The following is a 12,412-nucleotide window of genomic DNA, read 5'->3' on the forward strand; positions in this document are numbered from 1 at the left end:
TAATTCGGAGGTGAAAGTGGAGTTCCTAACCTATTCCGGCGAAATGCCGCCCGGATGCCCCGAAGGCGTTTGGAGCGAACTGTGCCGGACCGGCCTGCCGAGCGTGCGTGTCAACATATTCACGCCCGCGAAACGACCTGTTTTGATATCCGCTGGTAGTGAGGGCACGCAGGCGGACGGAATTCTTTTAGGATATTCCAGGGAAAACGTCGAGTTATATCTAGAATTCCGTTCGGGTAATGTACTCCTGCTCTGGCCGCAGGAGGAAGGCCGCGCTGTCGTGAATACTTCTTTAAGTGCATTCCGGGAGTCGCTTGTGCAGGTCGACGCCAGGTACCCTTTCTATCCAAAAGACCGAGACTTGGATATGGCGCAGGATGCGGAAGAGGCTCTGCGCCGGATTCTGACGGAAATTGACGGAGCGGCTACCGCCGATCCAGATGGATATTGGTCGTCCTTTCTTGAGGATGTGGCGGTCGGCGACTATGCTGCCACTGCACTGTGAATAGTGACTTTAAATAGTAGTTTCTACTGTCCTATCGCCGAAATGGAAGGCTGTTCCCGGGCTGCAGTGTCATCTCTGAGCGTTGAGCATGGCTCGAACCTTGGCTTGTGCGCCGCAATCTGCAGGATTTCGTCGGGCGCTTGTCAGTCAATCTCGGCAGCCTCCGCGGGCTGCTTGCGAGGCATTACTGGACTAGCTGTACCGGCCTGCAGGGGGCCGCTATCTGAAACAGGCGGACGCCGATCAGCAACGACGGTTGATCCCGTAGTAGGTCGGCTGCCAACAGTCGATGACCGCGTCCAGAGATCGGGTCCGACAGTTGCGGCCACTGTTTGTGGCGCCGGATCCTGCGCAGCGGAGCGAAGCGGTCATCGGACGTCCCGACCGGGATCAGGACGGAGGCGGTCGGCAGCGGCGTCCAACTCACTTCCAACCCTGCTGGCCTCTTCGGGCATGGTGAGTGATGTTTGATCTTGATTTGTTTCGGCACCTGGTCGTCCCGCCGGACAACGCGCCGGTGGCAAATGACTGGAGCGCGGTTGAGGCGCGTCTGGGTACCGGCCTGCCGTCGGACTACAAATCGCTGGTGGACACGTACGGGCTCGGCTCGTTCGGCAACTTCTTCCACGTCTTCTGCCCTGACGCCGGGTCGAAGCGGGGTCTCGACCTCGAGTACCAGCATGAGCGCACTACCTGGGCGCTCGACTACCTGGCGGAGCGTGGCCACACCCTGCCCCACCCCTCCGCCGACCTGCTCTCCTGCGGCCGCTCCGACAACGGTGACGTGGCGTACTGGATCACCGCGGGGAGCGATGACCCGGAGCAGTGGCGAATTGGCCTGGGAGAGACGCGCGGCCACCTGTGGGAGGAATTCGACGGTGGCCTCGGTGAGTGGCTGGCGGCCGTCCTATCTCGTCGCATCCGCATGAAGATCTTCCCCAAAGACTTCCCCCGCCGAACAGTCCGCTTCACCCCCATCACGTGATGCTGACTGGTCACGGTGTGTTCGGTGGCGTAATCGGGAGCCGGTCCAGACGGCGGTAAGCGCCTGGACGTAGCGTCCGCCTCCACGGCCGGCGACGCAGTCGACCTGCAGTAGGCCACCAGCCTTGTACGGACTGACCGGTGTACCCCGTCTATCCGAAGTCGTAGCCATGCCACTCGGAGCCGGGGGCACCCGCGCGGCCGTGGCTACTGAGAGTGATGCCTTCGCCGCGTGTGCGTCCGCGCTGAGGTTGCGGCGTGGGCCCGGGCGTGATGACGCGCCATCGGGTGCGGGGGAGGGGCAGTGCGCCGTCCGGTGGAGGTGGCGGGGGACGTTCGGCTCAGCCGGCCGCGCCATCCGGCCACCGTCTGGGGCCTTTGCGGCAAGCAGGCCATCGCTTCGGCCCCGGCCGCTCGGGTCGAACTTTGCCGGCCGGTCGGGCACTTGCAGCGAAGGTGACGGTTTGCCAAAGGATTCGATGCGGCCTGTCGATACGGCGACCGTCGGAACCCGGCAATCCACGCAGCCGGTTGACGAGGTCGACAATTCGTTGCGACCGGTTTCGTTTCTTGGCTCCAGTGCGGAACGCCGAAAGTCGGCCCCGATCCGCGCATCGTTGTCCGCTGCCGGTCCATGGGGTCACCGATTCCGCACCAACGGCTGATGCATCACCGCTGCGCCCCTGGTCCAGATCTTCCGCGGTCTAGCTATGAGTGATTACTGCTGACCGCAACGTAACTGACGGTGGCGGCCGACGGATCCTACGGCGTTCACTTCCCCGCCGTCGCGAACTATGGTCTCCGCAGGAAGAGGCCAAGTAGGGCACCCGAGTTTGGCCCGATTCCTCGCATGTGCGATTCGTACGTCGTCGTCTTGTGTCATCCAGGTGAATTGTTCCTTACGCGTGTCGAAGCTGCAGATCAGATACCTCCGCGGTGCTGCCGACGGCTGGACAGCGTTGCTATTTCTGGTCCCCAGCAGTAGCGAGAAGCCTCCGGTCGACAGATTGATGGCACGACCCCGCACGAAAGACCACTACGGGAGGGGAACATGGTGCGCTCCTGGCGTTCCGCATTGACCACGGCGGGCGCGACCGCCGCGACGGCGGTCCTGACCGTCACGCCGGCCTTCGCGGCGGCACCGGCCGGTAGCCGGGTCGAGTTGAAGGTCCTGGTGGTCACCGACGGCGGGCCGGCAACCGCGGCGATCGCGGCCGAACTCAAGTCGGAGGGGACGCCCTACCAGGAGGTCAACCTGCGCGACGGCGGGCGGCCCACGGTCGACGCCGCGTTCCTGGCCGACACGGTCACCAGCGGCGGGCGGTTGGTCGACCGGGCGCACTACCAGGCAGTGGTGGTGCCCGGGCCCGACTCGTTCGGCAACGCCGCCGAGTCGGCCGCGCTCACCGCGTACGAGCAGAAGTTCGACATCCCGCAGGTGAACGCCTATGTCTACCCCGGCGTCGGGATGGGTTTGCAGACGCCCACATACGCCGGGTCGCTGGACGGCGTGACCGCGACCCTGACCCCGGCCGGCCTGGGCGTCTTCAGCTATCTGAAGGGTTCGGTGCCGTTCGAGGACAACTCGCCGGCGGTCACCGAGTCGTACGGGTTTCTCGCGGAACCGTCGCCCGCCGACGTCGCCACCGGCGCGATCGCCACGCCGCTGCTGACCGCCACCGCACCGAACGGCACCGCCGGCAACAGCCTGATCACCGAATACCGGGCGGACAACCGGCGCCAACTCTCGCTGAGCTTCGTCTACAACGCGGCTCAGCAGCAGTTCCGGCTGCTCGCCCCGGGCATCGTCAACTGGATGACCGGCGGGGTGCACCTGGGCCTCAGCCGGAACTTCCTGTCGGTGCAGGTGGACGATGTGTTCATGCCGGATGCCCGGTGGAGCACCACCGGCAACTGCACCCCGGGTGAGGACTGCCCGGACGGCACCGCCACCACGGACATCCGGATGACCAGCGCCGACGTGTCGGCCGTCTCGTCGTGGCAGACCAGCCGCAACTTCACCTTCGACATGGTTTTCAACGGCAACGGCAGCGCCGAGGCCGCCGCGGACGCGTTCCTCGGCGTGGACCCGCTGACCGCTGCGCTCGTGGCACGCCGGGGAAGCTTCCGGTGGACCAACCACACCTGGAACCACGAGTACCTGGGCTGTGTCCGGGACGTCACGGTCATCCCGTGGAAATGTTCGACCACCACGGCGGGCACCACCGACTGGGCCTCCCGGTCCCTCATCAACTCCGAGATCAGCAAGAACGTCACCTGGGCGACGAGCTTCCTGCGTCAGCTGCCGATCGACCGGACCGAGCTGGTCACCGGTGAGCACTCCGGTCTCTTCTACCTGCCGCAACAGCCGCAGACCAACCCGAACCTGGCGCCGGCGCTGACCAGCCAGGGCATCAAGTGGCTGGCCGCGGACAACTCCCGGATGCCCGAGCAGATCCAGGTCGGCTCGGCGCTGACCGTGCCGCGGTACCCGATGACCGCGTACTACAACGTCGGCAAGCGCGCCGAGATGGTCGACGAGTACAACTGGATCTACACGTCCCGGGCCGACGGCGGCAGTGGCATCTGCGAGGACAACCCGGCCACCACCACCTGCATCACGCCGCTGAACACCACCACCGGCTACCAGGACTACATCGTGCCGCTGGAGACCCGGCTGGCGCTGAACCGGACCCTCGGCAACGACCCGCGCCCGTACTACGTGCACCAGGCCAACCTCGCCGAGGACCGGATCCTGCTGACCATGATGGACAGCATCCTGACCCGGTACCGGTCGCTGATCGCCGACAACGCGCCGTTCGTCAACCCGCGGATGAGCGCGGCCGGTCTGGAACTGCAGCGGCAGAACGCCTGGCGCGCCGCCGTCGCCGGCGGCAAGGTCAGCGGTTACCTCCAGGACAAGACCGTGCACATCGACGCGCCGGCCTCGCTCGCGGCGCCGATCACCGCCATCACCGGCACCCGGCGCGGCACGACCACCTTCGGTGAGGCGTACGCCGGGAACCGCTCGGCCTGGACGATTCCCGCCGTCAACGGCACCGTCGACCTGGTGCTTCCGTGAAGGTCGCACTACTCACGGAGGGGACCTACCCGCACTCGATGGGTGGGGTCAGCGTGTGGTGTGACCAGCTGTTGCGTGGCTTGAAACACCACGAGTTCGACGTGTACGCGATCGTGGCCTCCGGCGTCGAGCCGGCCGTGTGGGAACTGCCGGCGAACGTCACGGCCCACGGCATCGCGCTGTGGCCGCCGGTCGCCGGCCGGCCCCGGTCCCGCACGCCCCGGACCGCCGAGCGGCTCGCCTCGGCGTACGGGGACCTGATCGAAGCGCTGCTGCTGCCGTCCGAGTCGGCCGCCGACGCCTTCGCGGCGGCGCTGCGCGGGATCGTCGAACACGCCGCATCCGAGACGGTGGGGACGGACCTGTCCCCGTACGGCGAAATGGCGGTCAGCCGGCTGTTGAAGGCGTGGGCGGCGAACGCCGCGCTGAGCCAGGTCGCCGTGCCGTCGGTACTGGACGCGTTGACCGCGGTGGACGTCATCGAGCGTTCACTGCGGCCCCTGCTGCACCCGACGCCGCGGGCGGACGTCACCCATGCGGTGACCAACGGGCTGGCCGCCCTGCCCGGCCTCGCCGCCAAGTGGCGGTACGGCACGCCGATGCTGCTCACCGAGCACGGCGTCTACCTCCGTGAGCGATACCTCGGGCTGCGCGCCGCCGAGTACAACTGGCCGATCAAGGCGACTCTCGCCGCGTTCCTCCGGCTGCTCTGCACCACGGTGTACCGCAGCGCGGATCTGGTCGCCCCCGGCAACAAGTACAACCGCCGCTGGGAGACGAAGTTCGGCGCGCACCCGGAGCTCATCGAGACCGTCTACAACGGCGTGGAACCCGACGACTTCCCGACGGCCGGCGCGGAGCCGGAGGCACCCACCGTCACGTGGGCCGGCCGGGTCGATCCGATCAAGGATCTGGAAACCCTGATCCGCAGCTTCGCACTGGTGCACGCGGAAATGCCCGAGGCCCGGCTGCGCATCTTCGGCGGCACCCCGGCCGGGGCCGAGGGGTATCGGCAGCGGTGCGAGGCTCTGGTCGTCAAACTGGGACTGGCCGGAGCGGCGACCTTCGAGGGCCGGGTGGCGGAGATCCGCGACGCCTACGCGGCCGGGCATGTGGTGGCGCTGTCGAGCATCTCCGAGGGTTTCCCGTACACCCTGATCGAGGCGATGACCTCGGGCCGGGCGACGGTCTCCACCGACGTCGGCGGTGTCAGCGAGGCGGTGGGCAGCACCGGCCTGGTGGTGCCGCCGCGTGACCCTGAGGCGATGGCTGCCGCCTGCCTGGCGCTGCTGCGCGACGACACCCGGCGGCGGGAACTGGGCCGGCAGGCCCGGGAGCGGGCGCTGGCCAACTTCACCGTGGACAAGGCGGTCGACAGCTACGACGCCATCTACCACGACCTGGCTTTTCGGCAGTCGCGAAGGCTGGAGAACACCGCCGTCGCCGACACCGTCGTACTGAACATCGTCGTACCCGACCCGGCCGGTCCCGAGGCGGCGGGTATCCGATGACCGTCGACAGCCCGTACGCCGATCTGATCGAGAAGATGTCGCCGGTCTGTGCCGTGGCGGTCGACTCGTACGAGGTGGCCGCGGTGTTGGAGGCCGACGGGATCACCGATGTGGCGGCTCAGGAGCGCTATTCGGCCCGGGACGTCTTCGACCTCGCCGACCGGTTGTTCCGGCTGCGCCCCCGAGTGCGTCAGGCCGATCGACCGGCCCCCGATCCGTGGCAGGCCACACCGGTGACGCATGTCCTGCGGGGCGTGCTGTTCGCGCTTCCCGCACTGGCGTACCTGGCTGTCGCGGACCGGATCGCCGGGCCGCGTCCCACCGCCCTGCTGGTCGTTTCGGTGCTGCTGTCCTGGACCGTCGGGCAGGGCCTGGCTCACCTGGGGTACGCCCGGCTCGGCCGGGCCGATCAGCGAGCCGCCGCCGTACTCGGTGGCGCCGCCCTGATCGTCGGGTTGCCCGCGGTGACGGTCGTGGCAGCGCTGGGGATCGCCCTCGGCGTTTCGCTGACCGTCACGCTGATCGCCGCCGGTCAGGTGGCATATGTCCTGGCCGCCACGGTCGCTCTGGTGCTCGGCCGGGAGTGGTGGCTGCTGGCCGCGCTGGTTCCGGGCGTCGGCGCCGGGATCGGCAGACTCGTCGCCGGGCCGGACGCGGGTCCTTCCGGTCTGCTCGCGGCGGCCGCCGCGCTCAGTGTGGCCGCCGCCATCGTGGTGGCGGGCTGGCAGCACCTACGGGGTGTCCGCCCGCAGCTGCCCAGCCGGGTGGATGTGGCCGCCGCGTCACCGAATGCGGCATTCGGTGCCGTGGTCGGGGCATTGCTGATCTTCACCCCGGTGGCCCGGGCGCTGGATGCGACCCCTGACCCGCGGATCGGTGTCGGGACGGCCCTGGCCATGGTGCTGCCGCTGTCGGTCAGCATGGGAGTCGCCGAGTGGCTGCTCTTCCGCTATCGCTCGGCCGCCCGCCGCGCGATGGCCGAGGCCCGCACCCTGCAGGCGTTCGGCCGCCGGGCGTCCACGGCCCTGTCCGGGGTGACAACCGCATACCTGGCCGTCCTGGTCACCATCTTCCTGGCCGGAATCGGTCTGACGGCGCTGCTCACCGGCGTGCTGCCGGCTGCCTGGCCCGTCGCCGCGGCGGTGTTGACCGGGGTGGCGTTGTTCCTGGCACTGCTGCTGATGTCCTTCCACCTCCGTGGGCCGGCCGTGCTGGCCTGCCTGGCCGCGCTGGCCGCCAGTCTGCTCCTGGCCCCCTTCGCGCCACCCGAGACCATTCAAGCCGTCACCGCTGCCGGCTTGCTGATCGGCCTGTACGCCTACGCCCACGTGACCTTACGACGGGCCCAGCTCCACCTCTGATACCACGGTCGATCCCCGCGGTGCATCGATCCCGGTGTATCGCTCCGCCTGTGTATTGATCCCCGAAGGAGACTGCTCATGACGACGGTCGCAGTAACCGGTGCCGACGGCTTCATCGGCTCCCACCTGGTCGAGAACCTGGTCGAGCGCGGTCACCGCGTGCGCGCCATGGCTCAGTACAATTCGCTCGGCACCTGGGGCTGGCTGGATGCGCTCAGTCCCGACGTGATGGCCAACGTGGAAGTGCTCACCGGCGACGTCACGGACAGCGACACGGTGCGCGACCTGATCACCGGCGCCGGCACGGTTTACCACCTCGCCGCCCTGATCGCGATCCCGTACTCCTACCGGGCGCCCCGTTCCTATGTGAACACCAACGTGATCGGCACGCTCAATGTGCTGGAGGCGGTCCGGGAGCAGGGCTGCGACCGGCTGGTGCACACCTCCACCAGCGAGACGTACGGCACCGCGATGACCGTGCCGATCAGTGAGACGCACCCGGTGCAGGCGCAGTCGCCGTACGCGGCCAGCAAGGCCGGCGCCGACAAGCTGGTGGACAGCTACCACGCCAGCTTCGACACCCCCACGGTGATCATGCGACCGTTCAACACGTTCGGGCCGCGGCAGTCCGCCCGGGCGGTCATCCCGACGGTGATCAGCCAGCTCGCCGCCGGCGCCGACGAGATCCGGCTGGGCGCGCTCGACCCGACCCGTGACTTCCTCTTCGTGCACGACACCGCCGAGGCGTTCGCCACCGTCGGCACCGCACCGGCCGAGAAGGTGGTCGGCCAGTCCTTCAACGCCGGCACCGGCGACGAGATCTCCATCGGCAAGCTGGCCGAGATGATCTGCGCGCTGATGGGCCGGCCGGTGCCGGTGCGGCTGGAGAACGAACGGTTGCGCCCGACCAACTCCGAGGTGATGCGGCTGGTCTGCGACAGCAGCAAGCTGCGGGCGGCCACCGGCTGGGCCCCGGCCCATGACCTCGCCTCCGGGCTCAAGCTGACCATCGACTGGTTCCTGGACCCGGCGAACCTCGCCAAGTACCGCCCCGGCACCTACGCGCGTTGAGGAGAACCGACCATGCACGCAGTGATCCTGGCCGGCGGGAAAGGCGTGCGGCTGCGGCCGTACACGACGGTGCTGCCGAAGCCGCTGGTGCCGATCGGTGACCAATACTCGATCCTGGAAATCATCATGCGGCAGCTGTCGCAGTTCGGCTTCCGCTCCGCGACCCTGGCGATCGGCCACCTCGGACACCTGATCCGGGCCTACGTCGGCGATGGCCGGCAGTGGGGCCTGGAGCGGGTGGACTTCACCACCGAGGAGTCGCCGCTGGGCACCATCGGGCCGTTGCTGGGTCTGCGCGACCAGCTACCGGAGCACTTCGTGGTGATGAACGGTGATGTCCTGACCGACCTGAACTACGCCGATCTGCTGGACCGGCACCGCAACAGCGGGTCCGAGCTGACGGTCGCCACCTTCGCCCGGCAGGTGAAGATCGATTTCGGGGTGCTGACCTCCGTGGGCGGTCGCATCGTCGACTTCACCGAGAAACCCACCATGGACTATCGGGTGAGCATGGGGGTGTACGGCATGTCGGCGAGCGCACTGCGCCGGTACACCCCGGGCCTGCCCCTGGGTTTCGACGAGCTGGTGCTGGACATGCTGGCCCAGGGACGGGGTCCGGCCGAGTACGAATTCGACGGCAACTGGCTGGACATCGGCCGGCCGGACGACTACGACCGGGCCAACACCGAGTTCGGGGTGCTCGCTCCGCTGTTGTTGCCGCAGCTGCGGGCCGAGGCGGCCTGATGCGTTGTCTGCTGATCGGTGCTTCCGGGTTCATCGGTGGCCGGGTACGTGAGCGCCTCGGGGCCGACCCGGCGGTGACCGTGATCCCGGCCGGCCGGTCCGGCCCGTTGCGGCTGGACCTGGCCGGTGCGAGCCACGACGAACTGGTCGCCCGGCTGCGCGAGACCGAACCCGACGTGGTGATCAACTGCGCCGGGACGACGGACGGCGATCCGGCCGGCCTGGCCGCCGGCAACGTGGTCGCGGTGGCCCGGCTCCTCGCCGCGCTGCGGTCGTCCGCCCACCACGGCAAGCTGATCCATCTCGGCTCGGCGGCGGAATACGGGCCGGTGCCGGAGGGCCTGGCGGTGCCGGAGAGCTGCCCGCCGCGGCCGGTGTCCGCGTACGGAATGAGCAAGCTGGCCGGGACCGAGCTGGTGCTCGCCGCCCGCCGCGACGGCCTGGCCGCCACCGTGCTGCGGATCTTCAACCCGATCGGACCGGGCACCCCGGAGACGCTCCTTCCCGGTCGCCTGGTGTCAGCGGTACGAACCTCCGCGGTCACCGGCGACCGAGCCCAACTGGGCCCGTTGGACGGGCACCGCGACTTTGTCGACGTCCGGGACGTGGCCGAGGCGGTAGCGGCGGCGGTCACCGCGGCCGGTCCACTGCCCGAAATTCTCAACATCGGCAGTGGCCGCGCCACCCCCCTGCGCGATCTGGCGGCCATGGCGGCGGAGATGGCCGGGGTGGCGATGCCGGCCGAGGAGCGCAGCGGATCGCCGCGGTCCGCCGCGGTCACCTGGCAGCAGGCGGACATCACCGCAGCCGCGTCGACGCTGGGGTTCCAGCCGGCGTACCCGCTGCTGACGTCCCTGCGGGACATGGGTGTCGCCGATCCTCCCCCCGCCCGGTGAGCGCGCTGGTCGTACCCGCCTATTTTCACCCCGCCGTCGCCGGCGACGACTGGCGGGCGCTCGCCGCACACGGCAGCTCGGTGCGCGCAGTGGTGCTGAACTCGGCCGACGGCCCGGGGCCGGCGCCCGAACGGGAGTTGACCGCCGCCGCGGTGGCGACCGGTCGTCCGCTGCTCGGCTACGTCGACACCGACTACGGCCGGCGCAGCCCGACCGCGGTGCACGCCGACGTGGACCGGTGGCACCGTTGGTATCCGACCGCCGGTCTGTTCCTCGACCGTGTCTGCAGCCAGCCGGAACTGTTGCCGTGGTACACCGAGTTGGTGGAGGGCATCCGGCGCCGGACGCGGGGCACGGTGGTGTTCAACCACGGCGCCCACCCGCACCCCGGCTACGCCGTACTCGCCGATGTGCTGGTGACCTTCGAAGGGCCGTACGCCGCGTATGAAAATCTCGTGGCGCCGGACTGGGCCCGGCAGCTGCCGCCCGACCGGCTCTGGCATCTGGTGTACGACACCCCGGAGGAGTTGCTGCCCCTGGCCCTGGACCGGGCCGCGGCGGCCGGGGCGGGCGGCGTCTACGTGACCGACCGGGCGGGAGCGAACCCGTGGGACGGCTTGCCCGCCTACCTGGCGGCGGAGGCCGAAGCCTGGTGCCGATGACCGGCCGGCGCCTTGCCGCCGTCCGGACCACGCTGCTGCTGACCACGCTGTTGCTGCTGACCGCCTGCCGGCCGGGCGTGCCCGCGGCCACCGTGCGCCCCGGCGCGACCGAGGTCACGTCACAGCCGGACGCGCAACGTTGGGTGCCCGCACCCGGCGTCACGTGGCAGTGGCAGCTCACCGTGCCGGTCGACCCGACCGTGAACGCCACGGTCTACGACATCGACGGTTTCCTCAACGGTGCGGATCTGGTGTCCGACCTGCATCGTCGGGGGCGCAGGGTGGTCTGCTACGTCGAGGTCGGCTCGGCCGAGGAGTTTCGCCCCGATTACCTGGACTGGCCCAGGGAACTGCTCGGCAGGCCCAACGGCTGGCCGGGGGAGCGGTGGCTGGACATCCGCGACCCGGCGAGATTGAGGCCGGTGCTGGCCGCCCAATTCGACATGTGCCGGGCGAAAGGTTTCGACGCGATCGAACCGGACCTGATGGACGGGTACGCCAACGACACGGGTTTCCCGGCCTCGGCGGCCGACCAGCTGCGGTTCAATCGGTTCGTCGCGCGGCTCGCCCACGATCGCGGCCTGTCCGTGGCGCTCAAGAACGACGTCGAGCAGGCGGCCGAGCTGGTCGGCGACTTCGACTTCACGGTCAACGAGGAGTGCGCCGCCTTCGCCGAGTGCTCGCGCCTGACGCCTTTCATCCGGGCCGGGAAGGCGGTGCTGCACGCCGAGTACGATCTGGCGCCGGCTGAATACTGCGCCGAGTCTCATCGCCTGCGCCTCAGCTCCCTGCACAAGAATCGCAACCTGGACGCCGTCGCCACACCATGCCCGGCAGGCTGAGCGGCTGGTCCCCGTTAATGATCAACTTTGCCGGTACGTTGGGGGCTCGGCCGTCCACCGGCGGGTGGCGGCCAGGGCGTCGCGCTGCTCGGCAGGGCGGGGGTGGCTGGTGGCGGAGGCGACGCTGTCCAGGATGGCGGTGATGGTGACGCCGATGGCCAGGGTGATCAGCGCGGTGGCGATTCTCGGGCCGGGTTTGTCGGCGAGGGTCAGCGGGGTGATGACGCCGATCAGGGTGATCAGGGCCATGATCCAGCGGAAGAAGCGGCGCGGCTCGGCGACGGCCAGGGTGAGCAGGTGCAGCAGGCCGGCGGCGAGGAGGGTGGCCAGCGCGGCGCCGGTGGCGTAGGTGGCGGTGTGTGCGTCGCCCCAGGCGCCGTGGCTGCGACGGGCCAGCACGGGCACGTCGAACAGGCCGCGGGCGATGAGTACGCCGGCGATCGCGACCAGGGCCGCGACCAGGGCGGCCGCGACGGCGCTGGCCCAGTAGCGGCCGGCGTTGATGGTGTACCGGTCCGATGTCGTACCGACGTCGTCGCCGTAGCCGGTCATGGCAGGTCCTTTCGGTGGGAGGCCGGTCGCTTACCCCCGCCGGGACCGTTCATACCGGGCACCTCGGGCGCCGTTTCGCCGGCCCGCCCGGGTGGGCGCGAAGGGACGCGCGAGCGCCACTGGCGAGTCCGGAGGTTTGTGTCCCCTTCCGGGATCAGGGTCTGGTGACCCTCGCCGCGTCGTGCCCACCCGCATGGCAGGC

General features: G+C 69.2%; 11 protein-coding genes. 10 read left to right on the plus strand and 1 reads right to left on the minus strand.

Annotation, left to right across the window (positions count from 1 at the left end):
- Positions 1 to 10: 10 nt before the first annotated feature.
- From ACSP50_RS01215 to ACSP50_RS01260, 10 genes are all read left to right on the plus strand, one after another.
- Positions 11 to 505 (plus strand): SUKH-4 family immunity protein, encoded by a 495-nt coding sequence (locus ACSP50_RS01215; RefSeq protein WP_080127692.1) that lies wholly within the window; start codon positions 11 to 13, stop codon positions 503 to 505.
- A gap of 463 nt (positions 506 to 968) precedes the next feature.
- Positions 969 to 1,490 carry an SMI1/KNR4 family protein gene (locus ACSP50_RS01220; RefSeq protein ID WP_014687325.1) on the plus strand — a complete coding sequence of 174 codons (522 nt, stop codon included), beginning with the start codon at positions 969 to 971 and terminating at the stop codon, positions 1,488 to 1,490.
- 1,050 nt (positions 1,491 to 2,540) lie between these two features.
- Positions 2,541 to 4,571 (plus strand): hypothetical protein, encoded by a 2,031-nt coding sequence (locus ACSP50_RS01225; RefSeq protein ID WP_014687326.1) that lies wholly within the window; start codon positions 2,541 to 2,543, stop codon positions 4,569 to 4,571.
- Positions 4,568 to 6,082 carry a GT4 family glycosyltransferase PelF gene (pelF, locus tag ACSP50_RS01230; protein ID WP_014687327.1) on the plus strand — a complete coding sequence of 505 codons (1,515 nt, stop codon included), beginning with the start codon at positions 4,568 to 4,570 and terminating at the stop codon, positions 6,080 to 6,082. Before ACSP50_RS01225 ends, pelF begins: the two co-directional genes overlap by 4 nt.
- Positions 6,079 to 7,443: a hypothetical protein gene (locus tag ACSP50_RS01235; protein WP_014687328.1), complete on the plus strand. Its 1,365-nt coding sequence runs from the start codon at positions 6,079 to 6,081 to the stop codon at positions 7,441 to 7,443. Before pelF ends, ACSP50_RS01235 begins: the two co-directional genes overlap by 4 nt.
- 78 nt (positions 7,444 to 7,521) lie before the next feature.
- Positions 7,522 to 8,514, plus strand: a complete 993-nt coding sequence (locus ACSP50_RS01240) for an SDR family NAD(P)-dependent oxidoreductase (RefSeq protein WP_014687329.1) — start codon at positions 7,522 to 7,524, stop codon at positions 8,512 to 8,514.
- A gap of 12 nt (positions 8,515 to 8,526) precedes the next feature.
- Complete coding sequence (locus tag ACSP50_RS01245) at positions 8,527 to 9,258, plus strand: sugar phosphate nucleotidyltransferase (RefSeq protein WP_014687330.1); 732 nt, start codon at positions 8,527 to 8,529, stop codon at positions 9,256 to 9,258.
- On the plus strand, positions 9,258 to 10,154 hold the full coding sequence (locus tag ACSP50_RS01250; protein WP_014687331.1) for an NAD(P)-dependent oxidoreductase: 897 nt from the start codon (positions 9,258 to 9,260) through the stop codon (positions 10,152 to 10,154). Before ACSP50_RS01245 ends, ACSP50_RS01250 begins: the two co-directional genes overlap by 1 nt.
- Entirely contained in the window at positions 10,151 to 10,816 is a 666-nt protein-coding gene (locus ACSP50_RS01255) for a Spherulin-4 (RefSeq protein WP_014687332.1), read from the plus strand. The genes ACSP50_RS01250 and ACSP50_RS01255 overlap by 4 nt, the downstream gene beginning before the upstream one ends.
- Positions 10,813 to 11,658, plus strand: coding sequence for an endo alpha-1,4 polygalactosaminidase (locus ACSP50_RS01260; RefSeq protein ID WP_080128179.1), 846 nt, complete (start codon positions 10,813 to 10,815; stop codon positions 11,656 to 11,658). The genes ACSP50_RS01255 and ACSP50_RS01260 overlap by 4 nt, the downstream gene beginning before the upstream one ends.
- Before the next feature lie 21 nt (positions 11,659 to 11,679).
- On the opposite strand, the gene ACSP50_RS01265 is transcribed toward ACSP50_RS01260, so the two are convergent.
- Positions 11,680 to 12,210, minus strand: a complete 531-nt coding sequence (locus tag ACSP50_RS01265; RefSeq protein ID WP_014687334.1) for a DUF6069 family protein — start codon at positions 12,208 to 12,210, stop codon at positions 11,680 to 11,682.
- Positions 12,211 to 12,412 lie beyond the last annotated feature (202 nt).

Origin of the sequence: Actinoplanes sp. SE50/110, assembly GCF_900119315.1 — a bacterium.
Lineage (GTDB): Bacteria > Actinomycetota > Actinomycetes > Mycobacteriales > Micromonosporaceae > Actinoplanes.

Coding starts and splice junctions, on each gene's coding strand:
- ACSP50_RS01220 (WP_014687325.1), top strand. CDS start 969: ATGTTTGATCTTGATTTGTTTCGGCACCTGGTCGTCCCGCCGGACAAC.
- ACSP50_RS01225 (WP_014687326.1), top strand. CDS start 2,541: ATGGTGCGCTCCTGGCGTTCCGCATTGACCACGGCGGGCGCGACCGCC.
- ACSP50_RS01235 (WP_014687328.1), top strand. CDS start 6,079: ATGACCGTCGACAGCCCGTACGCCGATCTGATCGAGAAGATGTCGCCG.
- ACSP50_RS01240 (WP_014687329.1), top strand. CDS start 7,522: ATGACGACGGTCGCAGTAACCGGTGCCGACGGCTTCATCGGCTCCCAC.
- ACSP50_RS01245 (WP_014687330.1), top strand. CDS start 8,527: ATGCACGCAGTGATCCTGGCCGGCGGGAAAGGCGTGCGGCTGCGGCCG.
- ACSP50_RS01250 (WP_014687331.1), top strand. CDS start 9,258: ATGCGTTGTCTGCTGATCGGTGCTTCCGGGTTCATCGGTGGCCGGGTA.
- ACSP50_RS01260 (WP_080128179.1), top strand. CDS start 10,813: ATGACCGGCCGGCGCCTTGCCGCCGTCCGGACCACGCTGCTGCTGACC.
- ACSP50_RS01265 (WP_014687334.1), bottom strand. CDS start 12,210: ATGACCGGCTACGGCGACGACGTCGGTACGACATCGGACCGGTACACC.